Consider the following 17,895-nt stretch of genomic DNA (forward strand, 5'->3'; position numbering starts at 1 on the left):
TATCAGGCGTTGGAATAGCGCTCGGTTTCAGGCATCCAGCGTTCAATAAGCGCGGTTGCCTGATCCGGGTAACGTTCATGAATATGGCGGGCAAGGCGCTGAACTTCGGGGATCATGGCCTGATCGCGCAGCAGATCGGCCACCTTGAATTCGGCGTTCCCCGTCTGGCGTGTGCCCAGCAATTCGCCCGGGCCACGGATCTCCAGATCTTTTTGCGCAATCACGAAGCCATCGTTGCTGTCGCGTAACACCTGCAAACGCATTTGTGCCGTTTTCGAAAGCGGGGCTTTGTAGAGCAATACGCAGTGGGAAGCCACGGCACCACGCCCGACACGGCCACGCAGCTGGTGGAGTTGCGCAAGGCCAAGACGTTCCGGGTTTTCAATGATCATCAGGCTGGAGTTAGGAACATCCACGCCCACTTCAATGACAGTGGTGGCAATCAGCAAATGCAAATCACCCTGTTTGAATGACTGCATCACCGCCTGTTTTTCGGCAGGCTTCATGCGCCCGTGAACCAGGCCCACGTTCAGCTCTGGCAGGGCCAGTTTCAGCTCTTCCCACGTTGCCTCTGCCGCCTGCGCTTCAAGCAGCTCGGATTCTTCAATCAGCGTGCAGACCCAGTACGCCTGGCGGCCTTCGTGAGTACAGGCGTTGCGTACGCGGTCGATGATATCGCTGCGGCGCGTGTCCGGGATGGCAACCGTGGTGACAGGGGTACGGCCTGGCGGCAGTTCGTCGATAGTGGAGGTGTCCAGATCGGCGTAGGCGGTCATCGCCAGGGTGCGGGGGATTGGTGTTGCGGTCATGATCAGCTGATGCGGGTGGAAGCCCTGCTGAAGACCCTTTTCCCACAGCGCCAGACGCTGATGCACACCAAAACGGTGTTGTTCGTCGATGATCACCAGGGCCAGGCCATTAAACTGCACCTGTTCCTGGAAGATGGCGTGCGTGCCGACAATCATCTGCACTTCGCCGCTGGCAATGGCGTCCTGTTGCGCAAGACGCGCTTTGCCCTTTTGCTTACCGGCAAGCCAGCCGACTTCAACGCCAAGCGGGGCAAACCAGTTGCGGAAGTTGTTTGCGTGTTGCTCAGCCAGGAGTTCAGTGGGTGCCATCAGCGCCACCTGTTTGCCGTGGGCGATCGCACGCAGGGCGGCCAGTGCAGCAACCAGCGTTTTACCGGAACCCACATCACCCTGTACCAGACGCATCATGGGTACATCGAGCGCCATATCACGTTCAATCTCGGCTACCACGCGCTCCTGTGCGCCCGTCGGTTTAAACGGCAGCGATGCCAGCAGCTTATCTTTTAAATCATCATGGGTGCTTAACGGCTGAGCGTGGAAACGCTGCGCGCCTGCACGCAGTGCCAGCATACTCAGGTTATGCGCCAGTAATTCTTCAAGGATAAGCCGCCGCTGTGCCGGATGCTGGCCGCTTTCTAAATCACTGAGCTGTAGCGACGGAGGCGGGCGATGCAGCGTATGCAGCGCTTGCGGCAGGCTCATCATTCCCTGAGCCAGCTCAGGCGGCAGCAGTTCGGCAATGGCGCAGGTATCGAGCAGCTCCAGCGCCTGATCGGTGAGCTTACGTAATGTGGCCTGTTTGATGCCTTCGGTGGTCGGGTAAACCGGGGTCAGCGTTTCCTGTAGTTCCGGCGTGCTGAGATCGCCCTGCACACGGTATTCCGGGTGGATCATCTCCGCGCCGTATTTGCCGCGTTTGGCTTCCCCGTACGCGAGCACACGTCGGCCAGTGGCCAGGCTGTTTTTCATCGCTGCGCTGAAGTTGAAAAAACGCATGGTGAGGATGCCGGTGCCGTCGCTAATCTGGCAGGTCATCATCCGGCGGCCGCCGAAAGTGATGTTGCAGTTCAGCACTTCGCCTTCAACCGTGGCGTAAATCGCGGGAAGGAGATCGCCAATTTTATACAGCTGGGTGCGGTCTTCGTAACGCAGGGGGAGGTGGAGCAGGAGATCCTGCACGGTGTGCAGACCAATTTTCGCCAGTTTGCTGCCTTGCGCTGCGCCCACGCCTGTCAGCGTATTAAGCGGAATGGCATCCAGCAGGCGGCCTTTCATGGGTTATCCTGCGTACTGCATGGTGGACCACCACTCGGCATCGGCTTCGATTTCGCCCTGCGCGTTGACGTGGGGGTAAGGTAATTTTTTCTGCTTCGCCACGCGGGCCAGCACCGGATAACCGCCTTCAAACAGCAGGCGTTGCTGTTCGTCTTCCGGCAACATGCTGTTGCTGCGTTTGTACATACCGGCGTTCTGACGCTGGCGTTGCGCTTCATACAGAATGAGCGCCGAGGCCACAGAGACGTTCAGCGACTGCACCATGCCAATCATCGGGATGATGATGTCCTGATCCGCCAGATCCAGCGCTTCTTGCGAGATCCCGGTTTTTTCCTGACCCATCAGAATGCAGGTCGGGCGGGTGTAATCTATCTCGCGGAAGTCGACGGCTTTATCGGACAGGTTGGTGGCAAGAACCTGCATACCGCGCCCTTTCAGGTGCGATACGGCTTCGCCAATAGTCTGATGGTTTTTCACTGACACCCAGCTGTTGCTGCCTGCCGCTGCGGATACCATGTTGCGCATCCGGGAACCCGGCCAGACGGCGTGCACTTCATGCACGCCAACGGCATCGGCGGTACGGACAATCGCTGAGACGTTATGAGGTTTATGGACCTGCTCCATGCAGACCGTCAGGTCCGGTTGGCGCCTGGCGAGCATCTCGCAGATACGTGCATAACGTTGTGCATTCATAAAACTAGTTTCTGTTTCGGGTGACTTTAATCACGTCCGGCATCACGCGGATTTTGCGCATAATGTTTGCCAGATGCACGCGGTCACGGGCCGTCAGGCGGATAAAGGCGCTGTAAACGCGGCCATCTTTTTCTTCGGTATTCAGACTCTGAATATTTGAAGAGGCCGTGTTAATCGCCGCCGTCAGGTTAGCCAGTGCACCCTGGTGGTTGAACATATCCACCTTAATTTCGGTGATAAATTCCTGTGCAGTCTCTTTATCCCACTCGACCGCCATGAACTTCTCTGGCTCTTTCTGGTAGCCACGGATGTTACGGCAGGATTCGTGATGGATAACCAGGCCTTTGCCCGGGCTGACGTGCGCAATAATCGGATCGCCCGGGATCGGTCGGCAGCATTTGGCGAAGGTGATAAGCACTCCGTCTGCGCCTTTGATCGGCAGATGACCGTGGCCTTGTGTGGTAGATGGCGCAACAGATGCATCACCCTGCTGCAGGTTTTTCGCGACGACCACGCTCATGGCGTTGCCGAGGCCGATTTCTGCCAGCAGGTCATCAAGTGACGCAAGCTTCATGCGCTCCAGCTCGTGCTGGATGTTCTCTTTCGGGATTTCCGCAAGCTTACGGCTGCCACCCAATGCGTGGTTGAGCAGACGACGGCCCAGGCTTACCGAATCATCGCGTTTGAGATTTTTCAACAGCTGGCGGATTTTGGCGCGTGCCTTGGAGCTCACGACAAAGTTCAGCCAGGCCGCATTCGGACGTGCGCCCGGTGCGGTGATAATTTCCACCGTCTGACCGCTTGAGAGCGGCTGAGACAGCGGGTAAGGCTGTCTGTCGACGCGTGCGCCGACACAGGCATGACCGATATCGGTATGTACTGCGTAAGCGAAGTCGACAGGTGTTGCACCAGCAGGCAATTCGACGATGCGCCCCTCTGGGGTGAAAACGTAAATCTCATCCGGGAAGAGATCGGATTTAACGCTCTCGATAAATTCAAACGAGCTACCGGCGCTCTGTTGCAGTTCCAGCAGGCTCTGCATCCAGCGTTGCGCGCGGATCTGTGCGGTAGTGGTGCTTTCGCCACCGTGCTCTTTATACGCCCAGTGTGCCGCGACACCCATTTCTGCCATCTGGTCCATGTCTTCGGTGCGAATCTGCACTTCAACAGGAACACCATGAGGGCCGATCATCGAGGTATGCAAAGATTGATAGCCGTTCGCTTTTGGAATGGCGATATAGTCTTTGACGCGACCTGGACGCGGTTTGTAGAGGCTGTGCATCTGGCCCAGTACGCGATAGCAAGTATCGGAATCGTGGACGATGACGCGAAACGCGTAGATGTCCATGATCGAGTGAAAACGCTGCTCTTTGAGCACCATTTTGCAGTAGATGGAGTACAGATGTTTTTCGCGACCGCTGACGCGGCACGGAATTCCCGCTTCCTGTAAACGCCCTTCAATTTCAGAGAGGATTTTTTGAATCATCTCTTTACGGTTACCACGTGCGGCTTTCACCACCTCTTTAATCACGCGATAGCGGTTTGGGTACAACGCTTCAAAACCCAGCTCTTCCAGCTCGGTTTTAATGTGATGGATACCTAAACGGTGCGCCAGCGGGCTATAGATTTCGAGGGTTTCACGGGCAATGCGGCGACGTTTGTCCGGGCGAAGTGAGCCCAGCGTGCGCATGTTGTGGGTACGGTCGGCGAGTTTGATGAGTATGACGCGGATATCCTGCACCATCGCCATAATCATCTTGCGGAAGTTTTCGGCTTGCGCCTCTTTCTTGTCGCGGAATTTCAGCTTATCAAGCTTAGACACCCCTTCTACCAGTTCGGCAACGCTTTTGCCAAACAGCTGTTCCATGTCCTGGTAGGTGGCGGGGGTATCTTCGATCACGTCATGCAGCAGCGCGGCCATCAGCGTTTCATAGTCGAGTTTCATCTCGGCCAGAATACAGGCCACCGCTACCGGGTGCGTGATATAGGGTTCACCGCTTGAACGTGTCTGGCCCTCGTGAGCGTCACGTGCAACGAGATACGCCTGCTGGAGACGCTTAATCTGGTCTTCCGGCAGGTAGTGTTGAATCAGTTGATTCAGGCTTTCAAACAGATACAAGGGCGACCCGCAGGTTTAATTAACGACGACCTTCAGCAATGGCGGTTACGGCCTGCAGTTCTGCGGCTTCCTGCTCTTGCTGCTCCTGGCGCTCACGCACGTCGAGGATCTGGTTGTTGATCAGACCTTCTTCGATTTCGCGAAGTGCAATAACGGTGGTTTTATCGTTTTCTTCCGGTACCAGCGGATCTTTGCCGCCTACCTGCATCTGACGAGCGCGACGCGCGGCGACCAGCACCAGGTCAAAACGGTTACCAATTTTCTCTACAGCGTCCTGAACAGTTACGCGTGCCATACTTAAAATGCTCCACAGGTGAAGAAATGACTGGGCATGATACTGAAAGTGGGTTCAGTCTGCCAACAGTTTGGTGATTAATGCGTCATGTCGCTGCTTCTGGCGGCTCATACGCAGACGTTCTGCGCGAAGAATGGTTTTGAGATCGCTCAGCGCGGCATCAAAATCATCATTCACAATAAGGTAATCATATTCCGCGTAATGGCTCATTTCTGCAACTGCCTGTGCCATACGCTTTGCGATCACTTCTTCGCTGTCCTGGCCACGGCCACGCAGGCGGCGATCCAGTTCATCTTTCGATGGCGGTAAAATAAAGATGCTGCGCGAATCAGGCATTTTCTTGCGGATTTGCGCTGCGCCCTGCCAGTCGATATCGAGGAACACATTCACGCCAGTCGCCAGAACCTGCTCAATAGTTTCACGCGACGTGCCGTAGTAGTTACCGAAAACTTCTGCATGTTCAAGAAACGCATCTCTGCCAATCATCGCTCTGAATTCGTCGTGATCTACAAAGAAATAGTGTTCACCGTGCACTTCACCCGGACGCGGTTGGCGTGTGGTGTGAGAAACAGAAACCTGTGTGTCGTACAACGGTTGGGTTTTTAACAGTGCCTGAATAAGGCTGGATTTACCCGCGCCACTAGGGGCAGAAACAATATAAAGCGTGCCTTGAGCCATGAGAGTCTTTTGTATGTGTTAGCGAAGAAGTCCTACATACGGGCTTATTATACACGTCACCGCCCTGTGACGTAGCCTTTGTCACACTTTTTCACCAGGTTTATTGAATTTTGCGTAACGATTTCCGGTTTTACATACGGTTTGCTGCAACGGCAATAAATCCTGGATAACGCCTCGCAGGTTGATGTTTTGACGTTAGTACCCTGACACGTATCGCGTTATACCTCTGATCATTCAATGGAGGGGTAGCGATGTGGCGATGGATAAGCGGGATGATGTTGTTGTGGTGCGGATATGGCGTGGCGGTATGCCCGGTTTGGCCGCCAGCAAAGGCAGACAAAGAAATAGCGACGCTCAGTGCGCAGCTTAAACGCTGGAACGATGCGTACTGGCAACAAGGCAGCAGCCCGGTCAGCGATGAAGTGTACGATCAGCTCACCGCACGGCTAAAACAGTGGCAGCGTTGTTTTGGCAGCGAGCCTGCGGACCTGGCGATCCCCGTGCTTGCGGGGAATATACAGCATCCAGTTTCCCATACTGGGGTGCAAAAAGTGGCGCACAAAGCGGCACTTCGGCAGTGGATGCAGTCGCGCGGCGATCTCTGGGTGCAGCCAAAAGTCGACGGAGTGGCGGTGACGCTGGTCTATCGCAACGGGGGGTTAACCCAGGCGATTAGCCGTGGGGACGGCAACAAAGGGGAAGACTGGACTGAGCAGGTTCGCGCAATACCCTCGGTTCCCGGTCACCTGCAAGGCGCACTGGCGAACAGCGTGTTGCAGGGCGAATTATTCCTTCTGAGCGACAGTCATATCCAGAAGCAGATGGGTGGTATGAATGCCCGAGCGAAGGTCGCGGGTGCACTGATGCGAAAAACGGACAAACTGCAATTAAGCCGCATTGGCGTGTTTGTCTGGGCCTGGCCGGATGGCCCGGCAACCATGCCGCAGCGTCTTGCGGCGTTAACAGAGGCCGGATTCCCCCTTACGGCACGCTATACGCTGCCCGTCCGCTCAGTGGATGAAGTCGAGAAGCAGCGTGCGCAGTGGCTCACTTCCCCGCTCCCGTTTGCCACTGATGGCATTGTCGTTCGTTCTGCGAATGAACCACCGGGTGAGCGCTGGCTACCCGGAGAAGGGCATTGGGTGGTTGCATGGAAATATGCACCGGTTTCGCAGGTTGCGGAGGTAAGGGATATCCGTTTCACCGTAGGAAGAACAGGCAAGATTTCGGTTATTGCCGCGCTGGAGCCTGTGCAACTGGATGACAAACGTGTTCAACGGGTTAACCTGGGCTCTGTTGCTCGCTGGCAGGAACTGGATATTGCGCCAGGGGATCAGATCCTCATAAGCCTTGCCGGGCAGGGCATTCCCCGGATTGATAAGGTCGTCTGGCGGGGCCCGCTTCGACAGAAACCCAATCCGCCACCCTCAAAATTCCATTCGCTGACCTGCTTCTACGCATCCCCGGAATGTATGGAACAGTTTATAGCCCGGCTGACGTGGTTAAGTTCGAAACCGGTGCTGGATATTGAAGGTGTAGGGGAGTCTGCCTGGAGAACGCTTTATCAGACCCACCATTTTGACCATATTTTTTCGTGGCTTTCATTAACCCAGCCAGAGTTGCAGGCGACGCCGGGGTTCTCTGCCGCGCGCGGGTTAGCGGTATGGCACCGGTTTAACCTGACACGCGAACGGTCATTTATTCGTTGGGTTATGGCGATGGGGGCTCCACTGCCTCAGGCGTCACTGAAAGCGGCCACAAGTGTGACGTGGCAGGAAATGAGTCTGCGGAATAGTTCAGAGTGGCGAGCTTTACCGGGGACGGGGGAAGAAAAAGCGCGGCAAATCGTTAACTGGCTGCACCAGCCCGATGTTGCTGCGCTGGCAAAGTGGCTTGCAGAGCAGCACATCAACGGGTTTTAAGTCAGTGTGCGTTGTGCTTGTAATGAAAAACGGGCAGGCCGAGTTTCAGGCGCAACGCCAGCATCCGGGCGGTAAAGCCAAACAGTAGTGTGGAGATAACCACCACGTCGTGATTAGAAACGTAATGCTGCAACGCAACATAGAGCACTGCTGCGGCAAAGGATATCCCGGCATACAGCTCTTTCTGGAACACTAACGGAATGCGTTTGCAGAACATATCGCGCAACACGCCGCCGAACACCCCCGTGACCACGGCAGCGATAATGGCAATAACCGGGCCTTCACCCATATCCAGCGCGATTTGTGCGCCGATAATAGAAAAGACGATAAGCCCAAGCGCATCCAGTACCAGAAACAGGCGGCGCAAATGAGGCATGACGGGGGCAACAATTGTGGTTAATACTGCGGCCGTTGCCACAATAATCACGTATTCAGGGTTTTTCACCCAGCCGAGCGGGTAATGGCCCAGCAGAATATCGCGCACGGAACCGCCGCCAAGTGCGGTTGCGGTGGCGATAATAATCACGCCGAAAGTGTCCATGCGGCGACGCCCCGCCGCGAGCGCGCCGGTCATGGCTTCTGCGGTGATCCCGATAAGATAAAGAATGTGAAGCAGCATATAACCTCCGGTGTGAAGGCGTGGAGGTTAGCGATTTGTGCGCAGGATCACGATTGAGATTTTCTAAGGTGAATCATTTTTGATAATTTTTAGTAATGATTGATTGCCGAATGTTAATAATTTAATTGTCTGTTTTATAAGAATTATATACCCATTATCAGCCTGATCTTACTGAGTGTTTATTTTATTTTTTACCTATAAAAACTAATCCTATAAAGTGATGCGCAGTACCAGTTATTCAGGTAAGCACTTTCCTGATTTTAGCTTCGTGGCTAATCAACCATTCTTTACGCGCAATACCCCCGCCGTAGCCGGTCATTGAGCCATCTTTTCCAATAATGCGATGACACGGGATAACAATCGCGACACGATTCGCGCCATTCGCTGAGGCAACAGCACGCACGGCAGTCGGTTTGCCAATCTCCGTCGCAAGGGCCTGATAATGTGCGGTATCACCAAACGAAATGCCCTGTAATCCCTGCCAGACGCTTCGCTGGAACTCGCTGCCGGGTGTATCAAGTGCCACATCGAATGATTGTCGCAGGCCGGCAAAGTATTCCCCAATTTCTTTCTCAGCCTGGCGGATATGGGCGTTTTCCCCTGCGATGATGTTCGCCCTGAACAGATGTTGCAGATCCCTGAATTCGGTTTCCAGCGCCCGACGGTCGACAAATTCCAGCAGACAAACCCCGCGCTCAGTGGCGCAAACAAACATTGGGCCTAATGGGGTGGTAAAGCGATGAATGAGGATTATCTCTTTGCGTGTACCGGGCGAGGAGCCCGTCAGTTTTTTGCAGGTGTAGCCAAATCCGCTCAGGGATCCGTAACCATTGTCGAACGCGACGTCGGTCGTTGAGCGGCCGGTTTTTAGCTCCTGTAGCGCCACGTTAACCCGCTGCATCCGCTGAAAGGCCTGAAACGTTATCCCGTGGTTTAGCAGGAACCAGCGCCGTACTCGCTCCGGGCTGATGCCGTTCTGACGCAGTTCAGTATCGCTGACGCGTTCTTTGGGTTGTTCGCGCAGAAGCCTTAGCGCGTGTTCAATGAAATCAGGCGCAGAACTGGCGTTCTCTGTTGGGCGACACACCTTGCACGGGCGGAACCCGGCATCCAGAGCGGATTTAAAGTCAGTATAAAATTCAACGTTCTCTCGTTTGGGTTTTCGCGCACGGCATACCGAAATGCAAAAAACGCCGGTGGTTTTAACGCCCACGAAAAAAACGCCGGTAAATTCTTCTGCGCGGTTGAGTAACGCCTGATACCAGATATCGCACTGGGTATTATCGGTTATTTTCATGGCCAAAAATGTCCGAGAAAGAGTGGGTTGCCTGAATCTTACAGAGTAAATCTGTGAGCCGCGCTTGCAGGGTAGCATGGATAAAATTACCCATCGAAATGCGCTTTACACCCAGCGTGGCCAGAGTATTGAAATCTGGCAGGGCAGGCATACACATCACGTTTAAGGGTACAGTTATTTTGCTGGCAAGGGCGGCAATAGCGGCGCTGGACGTACCCAGTGCGTGATATCCCGACTGTTCGGCGGCGAGAGCACTGCTGGCATCCCAGACGTTGGCGATAAGCAATGGCTGGGGCTGATGGTGAAGCGCGTTGAAGTCCATGATTTTCTCCTGTTGTGATGTGCAGTATGAATGTGCCGCGTCAGGCACAACTCTCACAACCGAAAATCGGACGAGCATTTTTTCGTGGGCGCAAAATGAAAAAAGCCACTGTTTCCAGTGGCCTTTTCTCACGGTACTGCGGGAGATTATTCGATGTTCTGGATCTGCTCGCGCATCTGCTCAATAAGCACTTTCAGCTCAATGGCAGAATTAGTCACGTCGGAATTGATGGATTTAGACGCCAGGGTGTTCGACTCGCGGTTAAACTCCTGCATCATAAAATCGAGGCGACGACCTACGGCTTCTTTTTTCTTCAGAATGTTGTAGGTTTCTTTCACGTGCGCTTCCAGACGGTCCAGCTCTTCTGCAACGTCCACACGCTGCGCCATCAGCACCAGCTCTTGTTCCAGACGGTTGTTTTCTAACTGAACTTCGGCTTCTTCCAGCTTCGCTACCAGGCGTTCGCGCTGCCATTGCAGCACTTCTGGCATATGGGCACGGACTTTGGTGACTTCGGTGCTGACACCTTCAAGGCGTTGCTCAATCAGGGCTTTCAGCGCCTGGCCTTCGGTTTCACGGGCAACGATAAAGTCATCCAGAGTGCCATCGAGGGCGGCAAGGATTTCCACAGCGATAGCATCCAGATCCTGTTCACCGGCGGCCATGACGCCAGGCCAGCGCAGAATATCAACCGGATTGATTTCGCCTTCATCGCTTTGCATTTTGACCCAGTTCGCCGCATTGACGAGCTGTTTGGCCAGTTTTTCGTTGAGGATCAGTTCACCCTGTGCGCTGGCATCAGGCTCAAAACGCAGGTTACATTCTACTTTACCGCGCGTCAGGCGAGAGCGGATACGCTCACGCACAACAGGCTCAAGGCTGCGGAACTGCTCCGGCATACGGAAATAAGTTTCCAGGTAGCGCTGGTTTACCGAGCGCATTTCCCAGGTCGCACTGCCCCAGCTGCCCTTGATTTCACGCCGGGCGTAGGCGGTCATACTGCGGATCATAGACATTCCCGTTTTTAAAGGAGAGATGGGGGGATTATAGCTTTCAGGACTTTGTCAGGATAGGAATAAGCGCGTTTAATCCGTATAATGCGCAGCCACATTCGTTTCAAGCCGGAGAATTCATCATGCGTCCAGCAGGTCGTAGCGCCAATCAGGTACGCCCCGTCACCCTGACCCGTAACTATACAAAACACGCTGAAGGCTCTGTGCTGGTTGAATTTGGTGATACCAAAGTTCTGTGCACCGCGTCCATCGAAGAAGGTGTACCGCGTTTCCTGAAAGGTCAGGGCCAGGGCTGGATCACCGCTGAATACGGCATGTTGCCGCGTTCAACCCATACCCGTAACGCGCGTGAAGCGGCGAAGGGCAAGCAAGGCGGCCGTACCATGGAAATTCAGCGTCTGATCGCACGTGCGCTGCGCGCCGCTGTTGATCTGAAAACGCTGGGCGAGTTCACCATCACCCTGGACTGCGATGTTATCCAGGCCGACGGCGGTACGCGTACGGCATCCATCACCGGCGCCTGTGTTGCTCTGGCTGATGCCCTGAATAATCTGGTTGCTGCGGGCAAACTGAAAACCAACCCACTGAAAGGGATGGTTGCCGCGGTTTCTGTGGGTATCGTGAATGGCGAAGCGCTCTGCGACCTGGAATATGTTGAAGATTCCGCCGCAGAAACCGATATGAACGTGGTAATGACCGAAGATGGTCGAATTATTGAAGTGCAGGGCACGGCAGAAGGCGAGCCGTTCACTCACGAAGAGCTTCTTACCTTGCTGGCTTTGGCCCGAGGGGGAATCGAATCCATTGTAACGACGCAGAAGGCGGCGTTAGAAAATTGATTTTAAAGGCGACTGATGAGTCGCCTTTTTTTTGTCCGTAGAAAAGCAAAAAGTCATTTGAGGAGTAAGCCCATGAAACCGTATCAGCGCCAGTTTATTGAGTTTGCGCTTAACAAGCAGGTACTTAAGTTTGGCGAATTTACGCTGAAATCCGGGCGTAAAAGCCCCTATTTCTTCAATGCCGGGCTGTTTAATACCGGGCGTGATCTGGCACTGCTAGGCCGTTTCTACGCAGAAGCGCTGGTGGATTCAGGGATTGATTTCGACCTGCTGTTTGGCCCGGCTTACAAAGGCATTCCGATTGCGACGACTACCGCGGTTGCGCTTGCGGAACACCACGACCGCGATGTGCCGTACTGTTTTAACCGTAAAGAGGCCAAAACCCACGGTGAAGGCGGTAACCTGGTAGGCAGTACGTTGCAAGGCCGCGTGATGCTGGTGGACGATGTGATCACTGCCGGTACGGCGATCCGCGAATCAATGGAAATCATCCAGGCTAACGGCGCAACGCTTGCGGGCGTGCTGATCTCTCTGGATCGTCAGGAGCGTGGACGCGGCGAAATTTCGGCGATTCAGGAAGTGGAGCGTGATTACGGCTGCAAAGTGACGTCAATCATCACCCTGAAAGACCTGATTGCGTATCTGGAAGAGAAACCAGAGATGGCGGACCACCTGGCATCGGTGCGTGCGTACCGGGAAGCGTTCGGCGTATAAATATATAGCCCGGTGGCGCAACGCTCACCGGGCCTGGATCCTACTGTAATTGTGCTGCCACTAACGGCCAGCGGGCGTCAAAATCGTCCGTTGGACAGTATTTGAATTCGCTACGCACAAAGCGAGAGAGCATACCCTCGCAAAACGCCAGGATCTGGCTTGCCAGCAGTGTTTCGTCAGTCACATACCCTTCGCCTTCACGCATTTTCTTCTCACGCAGTACCTGGCGCAGCTGCGCTTCGATGCGTTCAAAGAGCTGGTTAATGCGACCCTGGAGTCTGTCCTGTTCAAACATCAGCGCGTGGCCGGTCAGAATGCGGGTTAAGCCTGGGTTACGTTCGCCAAAACCCAGAATCAACAGCACGATCAGACGCAGGCGTGTGGTGGTGTCTTTCTCATCTTTCAGAATCAGGTTGATGCGTGTGATCAGGCTGTCTTCGATAAACTCGATCAGACTGTCAAACATCCGGGTTTTGCTGGGAAAATGACGGTATAGCGCTGCTTCTGACACGCCAACAGAGGCGGCCAGTTTTGCAGTGGTGATGCGTTGACTGCCATCGCTGGATTCAAGCATCAGAGCCAGAGATTGAAGTATTTCTTCGCGACGATTCCTTTTCGCAGTTTGTTTTTCTGCCATGTTACAAAATACCCCTGAAAATAATCACTTGCCAGGCTGGCATCCACGCAGCGACCGCAAACTGGCGTTTGCGGTTTTTTATTGCATTATGGCGCTGTGGGACGCGTATTTATTGGGCGATTATTTCCGCCCGGAATGGCCGAAGCCGCCTTCGCCGCGGTCGGTGGCGTCAAAGTCTTCCACCAGGTTAAATTCTGCCTGCACCACCGGTACAAATACCATCTGCGCGATGCGTTCGCCCGGTTCAATGGTGAAGCTGTCCTGACCACGGTTCCAGACGGAAACCATCAGTTGACCCTGATAGTCAGAGTCGATCAGACCGACCAGGTTACCCAGCACGATACCGTGCTTATGACCCAGGCCAGAGCGAGGCAGGATCACCGCTGCCAACGACGGGTCAGCAATGTGAATCGCCAGCCCGGTCGGGAGCAGGGTGGTGGCACCCGGCGCCAGCTCTACGGCGTCATCGAGACAGGCACGCAGGTCAAGACCGGCAGAGCCGGAGGTGGCATAGGTTGGCAGCGGGAATTGCTGACCAACACGCGGGTCCAGAATCTTAACGTCGATTTTTTTCATCATAACGGGTAACGATCTCGTCCAGTAATTGTTGGCCCAGGAGTTCCTTGCGCTCAAGCGGTAAGACTTTATCTCCATCCTGCCAGAAAAGGTGCAGTGCGTTGCTGTCGCTGTTAAATCCTTGAGTGGCCAGCGATACGTCGTTCGCGCAAATCAAATCGAGGTTTTTGCGGGTACGTTTTTGCCGGGCATATTCTTCCACATTATTCGTTTCTGCGGCAAACCCAACAACGTAAGGGCGAGGATTTTTCAGCGCGGCAACCCCGGCAACGATATCCGGGTTTTTCACCATTTTTATCGTTAATTCATCGCCTTGCTTTTTAATCTTCGCATCAGAAATGGTCTCTGCGCGGTAATCAGCCACCGCCGCACAGCCGATAAAAATCTGCTGGTTGTGCGCGTGAGCTTGCACGGCAGCTTCCATTTCCAGCGCCGTTGTTACATCAATACGCTGTACAAAAGGTGGCGTCGGCAGTGACACCGGGCCACTCACCAGCGTGACGTTTGCCCCGCGTTTTGCCGCGGCCTGAGCAATGGCAAAGCCCATCTTACCGGAGCTGCGATTGGTGATATAGCGCACCGGGTCCAGTGGCTCGCGCGTTGGGCCCGCGGTAATCATGATGTTGAGATGTTGCAGATCGTTGACAGGCGCAAAATGGGCTGCGGCCATATCCACAATCGTCAACGGGTCGAGCATTCGCCCGGGGCCAATATCGCCACAGGCCTGGCTGCCGCTGTCTGGCCCCCAAATCAGCAAACCACGCGCGGCCAGGGTCTCCAGATTATGCTGGGTGGCGGCATTACGGTACATCTGCTGGTTCATGGCGGGAACCACCGCAACAGGCGCAGGCGTTGCCAGGCAAATTGTCGATACCAGGTCGTTTGCCATGCCTGCTGCAACACGCGCAATTAAGTCGGCCGTTGCAGGGGCAAGAATAACCAGGTCTGCCCATTTGCCCAGCTCAATATGGCCCATAGCGGCTTCGGCAGCTGGGTCCAGCAGGCTGTCTGATACCGGGTATCCTGAAACGGCCTGAAGGCTCAGGGGAGTGATAAAGGCTTTACCGCCTTCAGTTATCGCGACCCGCACATCGGCCCCGCGCTCGCGCAAGCGGCGTACCAGCTCCGGCGCTTTATAGGCAGCAATACCGCCGCTCACGCCAAGAACGATTTTTTTACCGGCCAGGCTCATCATGATTCTTTCCTGTTGGGTTTCACCAGAGAGCAGGCATTTTATCACAATCCCAAAAGTGGGGTGCTTTTGTCCTTCGGTCACTTTGCGAGGCGATACGCAAGAATGAAAACTGTGCGTCGAACGCGGGACTGGCCTGTGGCAGCATTGACGGCAACCACAAGGAGACAGGGATATGGAACGTATTTCACCCATGCTACCGCGTGAAAAAATGCTGAATTACGGCATCACGTCGTTAACGGATGATGAACTGCTGGCGCTGTTTTTACGCACCGGCACACCTGGGAAAACAGTTTTTGCTCTGGCGCGAGAGCTGCTGCAACATTTTGGTTCGCTGCACGGCTTGCTCACGGCTGAGCTGGCAGAGTTTAAGGATGTTGAAGGTATTGGCGTGGCGAAATATGCCCAACTGAAAGGCATTGCAGAGCTTGCCCGGCGTTTTTACAGCGTGCGGATGCTGGAAGAAGATTCGCTCTTAACCCCTGACATGACGAGAGAATTCCTGCAAAGCCAGCTGACGGATGCCGAGCGCGAGATCTTTATGGCGATCTTCCTCGACAATAAAAATCGGGTGCTGAAGCACTGCCATCTGTTTTCGGGAACGCTGAACCACGTTGAGGTTCATCCGCGAGAAATTGTGCGGGAAGCGATAAAAGTGAATGCAGCCGCCGTGATCCTCGCGCATAATCACCCTTCAGGCTGTGCGCAACCGAGCAGAGCCGACAAAGAGATCACCGCGCGCATTATCAAATGCTGTCAATTCATGGACATTCGTGTGCTGGACCATCTGATAATTGGTCGCGGAGAGTACGTTTCTTTTGCAGAACATGGTTGGATTTAGACCATTTCACGCGATCCATCGGGATCTTTGTCTGTTCGGGACTTGAGCACATCGCCGAGTCAGCGTATACTACGCCACCTTTGAGAATCTCGGGTTTGGCAATTGGGCCTGGCAATCGAGAGTTCGCTTAGAACTGCGATGACCGGGCTGTAAAGCCTGACGAGGCGCCGATACCCCATACGAAGCTCGAGCTAATTTGATTTTTGGAGAATAGACATGTCCCGAGTCTGCCAAGTTACTGGCAAGCGTCCGGTGACCGGTAACAACCGTTCCCACGCACTGAACGCGACTAAACGCCGTTTCCTGCCGAACCTGCACTCTCACCGTTTCTGGGTTGAGAGCGAGAAGCGTTTTGTCACCCTGCGTGTATCTGCTAAAGGTATGCGTGTTATTGATAAGAAAGGCATCGATACAGTTCTGTCTGAACTGCGTGCCCGTGGCGAAAAGTACTAAGTACTTAACGAGGAACTAAATCATGGCTAAAGGTATTCGCGAGAAAATCAAGCTGGTTTCTTCTGCTGGTACAGGTCACTTCTACACCACCACGAAGAACAAACGTACTAAGCCGGAAAAACTGGAACTGAAAAAATTCGATCCAGTTGTACGCCAGCACGTACTGTACAAAGAAGCTAAAATTAAATAATTTTAGTCTCCTTGTATTGAAAAACCCCGCTCCTGCGGGGTTTTTTGCATTCTGACTCTCAACGGAGGAACCATGCCTGAATTACCTGAGGTAGAGACCAGCCGTCGCGGTATTGAACCCCATCTGGTTGGCGCGACTATTCTTCATGCTGTCGTTCGCAATGGCCGTCTGCGCTGGCCGGTTTCCGATGAGATCCATGCCCTGAGTGATAAACCGATTCTTAGCGTGCAGCGCCGCGCCAAGTATCTGCTGCTGGAGCTGCCGGATGGCTGGATAATCATCCATCTGGGGATGTCCGGGAGCCTGCGGATCTCAGTGAAGAGTTACCTGCCGAAAAACATGACCATGTTGATCTGGTGATGAGCAATGGCAAAGTACTGCGCTACACCGACCCGCGCCGCTTTGGGGCGTGGTTGTGGACCAAAGAGCTTGAAGGGCATAGCGTGCTGGCGCATCTGGGGCCTGAGCCGCTCTCTGACGCCTTTAACGCAGACTACCTGAAAGAGAAGTGCGCGAAGAAGAAAACCCCGATCAAACCCTGGCTGATGGATAACAAGCTGGTGGTGGGCGTGGGCAATATTTACGCCAGTGAATCCCTGTTTGCCGCGGGCATTCATCCCGACCGTCTGGCGTCGTCGCTGTCGGCTCAGGAGTGCGAACTGCTGGTCAGAGTGATTAAAGCGGTACTGCTACGCTCGATTGAGCAGGGTGGAACGACACTGAAGGACTTTCTGCAAAGCGACGGTAAGCCGGGCTATTTTGCGCAGGAGTTGCAGGTATATGGGCGTAAGGGTGAGCCGTGCAGAGTGTGCGGGACACCGATTATTGCCACGAAACACGCTCAGCGCGCCACGTTCTACTGCCGTCAGTGCCAGAAGTAATACAGTTTTAGGCCGGGCAAGCGCAACGCCGCCTGGCAATCAAAAGGGTTACTTCAGCTTCTCCATCAGCGCCTGATGGACATTCACCGGCAGGAAGTGGGTCACATCGCCGTGATGACGGGCGACCTCTTTCACCAGCGTGGAAGAGATAAACGACCACTCTTTTGACGGCATCAGGAATACGCTCTCCAGATCCGGCATCAGATGGCGGTTCATGTGTGCCAGCTGCATCTCATATTCGAAGTCAGCCACCGCGCGTAACCCACGGATCAGGATATTGGCCTGCTGGGTGCGGGCGAAGTTAGCCATCAGGTCACTGAACCCCACCACTTCAACGTTCGACAGGTGTGAAATCGCATCGGTGGCGAGCTGTACGCGCTCGGGCAGATCGAACATCGGCTTCTTACTGGGGCTGGCAGCAATCGCCAGAATCACCTTGTCGAACATGCTCGCTGCACGGGTGATGATATCAAGATGGCCGTTGGTGATCGGATCGAAGGTACCCGGATAAATCGCTTTTGTGCTCATGG

At 54.4% G+C, this 17,895-nt stretch carries 19 protein-coding genes and 1 pseudogene; 7 read left to right on the top strand and 13 right to left on the bottom strand.

Going from position 1 to position 17,895, the window contains the following annotated elements; translation table 11 throughout:
• Positions 1-2: 2 nt before the first annotated feature.
• From recG to gmk, 5 genes are read right to left on the bottom strand one after another with little or no spacing between them, the layout of a single operon-like run.
• Complete coding sequence (gene recG, locus ACT9TW_RS05785) at positions 3-2,084, bottom strand: ATP-dependent DNA helicase RecG (RefSeq protein ID WP_446491864.1); 2,082 nt, start codon at positions 2,082-2,084, stop codon at positions 3-5.
• A 3-nt stretch (positions 2,085-2,087) separates the two neighbouring features.
• The gene (trmH, locus tag ACT9TW_RS05790) at positions 2,088-2,777 is read right to left on the bottom strand and encodes a tRNA (guanosine(18)-2'-O)-methyltransferase TrmH (RefSeq protein ID WP_014068336.1); all 690 of its coding nucleotides are present in this window, start codon (positions 2,775-2,777) and stop codon (positions 2,088-2,090) included.
• 4 nt (positions 2,778-2,781) lie between these two features.
• A complete protein-coding gene (spoT, locus tag ACT9TW_RS05795) occupies positions 2,782-4,896 on the bottom strand; it encodes a bifunctional GTP diphosphokinase/guanosine-3',5'-bis pyrophosphate 3'-pyrophosphohydrolase (protein WP_182063158.1) in 2,115 nt (704 codons plus the stop codon).
• 19 nt (positions 4,897-4,915) lie between these two features.
• Entirely contained in the window at positions 4,916-5,191 is a 276-nt protein-coding gene (gene rpoZ, locus ACT9TW_RS05800) for a DNA-directed RNA polymerase subunit omega (protein ID WP_000135058.1), read from the bottom strand.
• Between the two features lie 54 nt (positions 5,192-5,245).
• Positions 5,246-5,869 (bottom strand): guanylate kinase, encoded by a 624-nt coding sequence (gene gmk, locus ACT9TW_RS05805; protein WP_182063159.1) that lies wholly within the window; start codon positions 5,867-5,869, stop codon positions 5,246-5,248.
• 251 nt (positions 5,870-6,120) lie between these two features.
• Here gmk and ligB point away from each other — a divergent pair, with 251 nt between their 5' ends.
• Complete coding sequence (gene ligB / locus ACT9TW_RS05810; protein WP_446491865.1) at positions 6,121-7,791, top strand: NAD-dependent DNA ligase LigB; 1,671 nt, start codon at positions 6,121-6,123, stop codon at positions 7,789-7,791.
• Between the two features lies 1 nt (position 7,792).
• Here ligB and ACT9TW_RS05815 read toward each other — a convergent pair whose 3' ends face one another.
• The 4 genes from ACT9TW_RS05815 to ACT9TW_RS05830 form a co-directional block, all read right to left on the bottom strand.
• On the bottom strand, positions 7,793-8,410 hold the full coding sequence (locus tag ACT9TW_RS05815; RefSeq protein WP_014068340.1) for a trimeric intracellular cation channel family protein: 618 nt from the start codon (positions 8,408-8,410) through the stop codon (positions 7,793-7,795).
• A gap of 238 nt (positions 8,411-8,648) precedes the next feature.
• On the bottom strand, positions 8,649-9,707 hold the full coding sequence (locus ACT9TW_RS05820; RefSeq protein WP_446491866.1) for a bifunctional transcriptional activator/DNA repair enzyme AdaA: 1,059 nt from the start codon (positions 9,705-9,707) through the stop codon (positions 8,649-8,651).
• On the bottom strand, positions 9,691-10,029 hold the full coding sequence (locus tag ACT9TW_RS05825; RefSeq protein WP_315687479.1) for an isocitrate lyase/phosphoenolpyruvate mutase family protein: 339 nt from the start codon (positions 10,027-10,029) through the stop codon (positions 9,691-9,693). Before ACT9TW_RS05825 ends, ACT9TW_RS05820 begins: the two co-directional genes overlap by 17 nt.
• Before the next feature lie 146 nt (positions 10,030-10,175).
• On the bottom strand, positions 10,176-11,039 hold the full coding sequence (locus ACT9TW_RS05830; protein ID WP_446491867.1) for a YicC/YloC family endoribonuclease: 864 nt from the start codon (positions 11,037-11,039) through the stop codon (positions 10,176-10,178).
• A gap of 125 nt (positions 11,040-11,164) precedes the next feature.
• Here ACT9TW_RS05830 and rph point away from each other — a divergent pair, with 125 nt between their 5' ends.
• Positions 11,165-11,881: a ribonuclease PH gene (gene rph, locus ACT9TW_RS05835; protein WP_014068346.1), complete on the top strand. Its 717-nt coding sequence runs from the start codon at positions 11,165-11,167 to the stop codon at positions 11,879-11,881.
• A gap of 72 nt (positions 11,882-11,953) precedes the next feature.
• On the top strand, positions 11,954-12,595 hold the full coding sequence (pyrE, locus tag ACT9TW_RS05840; protein ID WP_182063164.1) for an orotate phosphoribosyltransferase: 642 nt from the start codon (positions 11,954-11,956) through the stop codon (positions 12,593-12,595).
• Positions 12,596-12,635: 40 nt separating this feature from the next.
• Here the strand turns inward: pyrE and slmA are convergent, their stop codons facing one another.
• The 3 genes from slmA to coaBC all read right to left on the bottom strand — a co-directional run bounded on the left by slmA (position 12,636) and on the right by coaBC (position 15,000).
• Entirely contained in the window at positions 12,636-13,232 is a 597-nt protein-coding gene (gene slmA, locus ACT9TW_RS05845) for a nucleoid occlusion factor SlmA (RefSeq protein ID WP_446491868.1), read from the bottom strand.
• 120 nt (positions 13,233-13,352) lie between these two features.
• A complete protein-coding gene (gene dut, locus ACT9TW_RS05850; RefSeq protein WP_014068349.1) occupies positions 13,353-13,811 on the bottom strand; it encodes a dUTP diphosphatase in 459 nt (152 codons plus the stop codon).
• A complete protein-coding gene (gene coaBC / locus ACT9TW_RS05855; protein ID WP_446492685.1) occupies positions 13,789-15,000 on the bottom strand; it encodes a bifunctional phosphopantothenoylcysteine decarboxylase/phosphopantothenate--cysteine ligase CoaBC in 1,212 nt (403 codons plus the stop codon). The genes dut and coaBC overlap by 23 nt, the downstream gene beginning before the upstream one ends.
• Positions 15,001-15,175: 175 nt before the next feature.
• On the opposite strand from coaBC, the gene radC reads away from it, so the two are divergent.
• From radC to mutM, 4 genes and pseudogenes are all read left to right on the top strand, one after another.
• Positions 15,176-15,841, top strand: coding sequence for a RadC family protein (gene radC / locus ACT9TW_RS05860; protein WP_446491869.1), 666 nt, complete (start codon positions 15,176-15,178; stop codon positions 15,839-15,841).
• A 216-nt stretch (positions 15,842-16,057) separates the two neighbouring features.
• The gene (gene rpmB, locus ACT9TW_RS05865; RefSeq protein WP_002436699.1) at positions 16,058-16,294 is read left to right on the top strand and encodes a 50S ribosomal protein L28; all 237 of its coding nucleotides are present in this window, start codon (positions 16,058-16,060) and stop codon (positions 16,292-16,294) included.
• A gap of 22 nt (positions 16,295-16,316) precedes the next feature.
• The gene (gene rpmG, locus ACT9TW_RS05870; RefSeq protein WP_003024094.1) at positions 16,317-16,484 is read left to right on the top strand and encodes a 50S ribosomal protein L33; all 168 of its coding nucleotides are present in this window, start codon (positions 16,317-16,319) and stop codon (positions 16,482-16,484) included.
• A gap of 72 nt (positions 16,485-16,556) precedes the next feature.
• A pseudogene (mutM, locus tag ACT9TW_RS05875) lies at positions 16,557-17,365 on the top strand (bifunctional DNA-formamidopyrimidine glycosylase/DNA-(apurinic or apyrimidinic site) lyase).
• Positions 17,366-17,413: 48 nt separating this feature from the next.
• Here mutM and coaD read toward each other — a convergent pair.
• Positions 17,414-17,893: a pantetheine-phosphate adenylyltransferase gene (coaD, locus tag ACT9TW_RS05880; RefSeq protein ID WP_166718142.1), complete on the bottom strand. Its 480-nt coding sequence runs from the start codon at positions 17,891-17,893 to the stop codon at positions 17,414-17,416.
• Positions 17,894-17,895 lie beyond the last annotated feature (2 nt).

This window comes from Enterobacter sp. C4G1, assembly GCF_052886895.1.

Excerpts from the sequence above, each read along its gene's own strand:
- radC (WP_446491869.1), top strand. The coding sequence starts at position 15,176 with ATGGAACGTATTTCACCCATGCTACCGCGTGAAAAAATGCTGAATTAC.
- rph (WP_014068346.1), top strand. The coding sequence starts at position 11,165 with ATGCGTCCAGCAGGTCGTAGCGCCAATCAGGTACGCCCCGTCACCCTG.
- rpmB (WP_002436699.1), top strand. The coding sequence starts at position 16,058 with ATGTCCCGAGTCTGCCAAGTTACTGGCAAGCGTCCGGTGACCGGTAAC.
- ACT9TW_RS05820 (WP_446491866.1), bottom strand. The coding sequence starts at position 9,707 with ATGAAAATAACCGATAATACCCAGTGCGATATCTGGTATCAGGCGTTA.
- ACT9TW_RS05815 (WP_014068340.1), bottom strand. The coding sequence starts at position 8,410 with ATGCTGCTTCACATTCTTTATCTTATCGGGATCACCGCAGAAGCCATG.
- gmk (WP_182063159.1), bottom strand. The coding sequence starts at position 5,869 with ATGGCTCAAGGCACGCTTTATATTGTTTCTGCCCCTAGTGGCGCGGGT.
- recG (WP_446491864.1), bottom strand. The coding sequence starts at position 2,084 with ATGAAAGGCCGCCTGCTGGATGCCATTCCGCTTAATACGCTGACAGGC.
- dut (WP_014068349.1), bottom strand. The coding sequence starts at position 13,811 with ATGATGAAAAAAATCGACGTTAAGATTCTGGACCCGCGTGTTGGTCAG.
- rpoZ (WP_000135058.1), bottom strand. The coding sequence starts at position 5,191 with ATGGCACGCGTAACTGTTCAGGACGCTGTAGAGAAAATTGGTAACCGT.
- rpmG (WP_003024094.1), top strand. The coding sequence starts at position 16,317 with ATGGCTAAAGGTATTCGCGAGAAAATCAAGCTGGTTTCTTCTGCTGGT.
- ACT9TW_RS05830 (WP_446491867.1), bottom strand. The coding sequence starts at position 11,039 with ATGATCCGCAGTATGACCGCCTACGCCCGGCGTGAAATCAAGGGCAGC.
- trmH (WP_014068336.1), bottom strand. The coding sequence starts at position 2,777 with ATGAATGCACAACGTTATGCACGTATCTGCGAGATGCTCGCCAGGCGC.
- ligB (WP_446491865.1), top strand. The coding sequence starts at position 6,121 with ATGTGGCGATGGATAAGCGGGATGATGTTGTTGTGGTGCGGATATGGC.
- coaD (WP_166718142.1), bottom strand. The coding sequence starts at position 17,893 with ATGAGCACAAAAGCGATTTATCCGGGTACCTTCGATCCGATCACCAAC.
- ACT9TW_RS05825 (WP_315687479.1), bottom strand. The coding sequence starts at position 10,029 with ATGGACTTCAACGCGCTTCACCATCAGCCCCAGCCATTGCTTATCGCC.
- pyrE (WP_182063164.1), top strand. The coding sequence starts at position 11,954 with ATGAAACCGTATCAGCGCCAGTTTATTGAGTTTGCGCTTAACAAGCAG.
- coaBC (WP_446492685.1), bottom strand. The coding sequence starts at position 15,000 with ATGAGCCTGGCCGGTAAAAAAATCGTTCTTGGCGTGAGCGGCGGTATT.
- slmA (WP_446491868.1), bottom strand. The coding sequence starts at position 13,232 with ATGGCAGAAAAACAAACTGCGAAAAGGAATCGTCGCGAAGAAATACTT.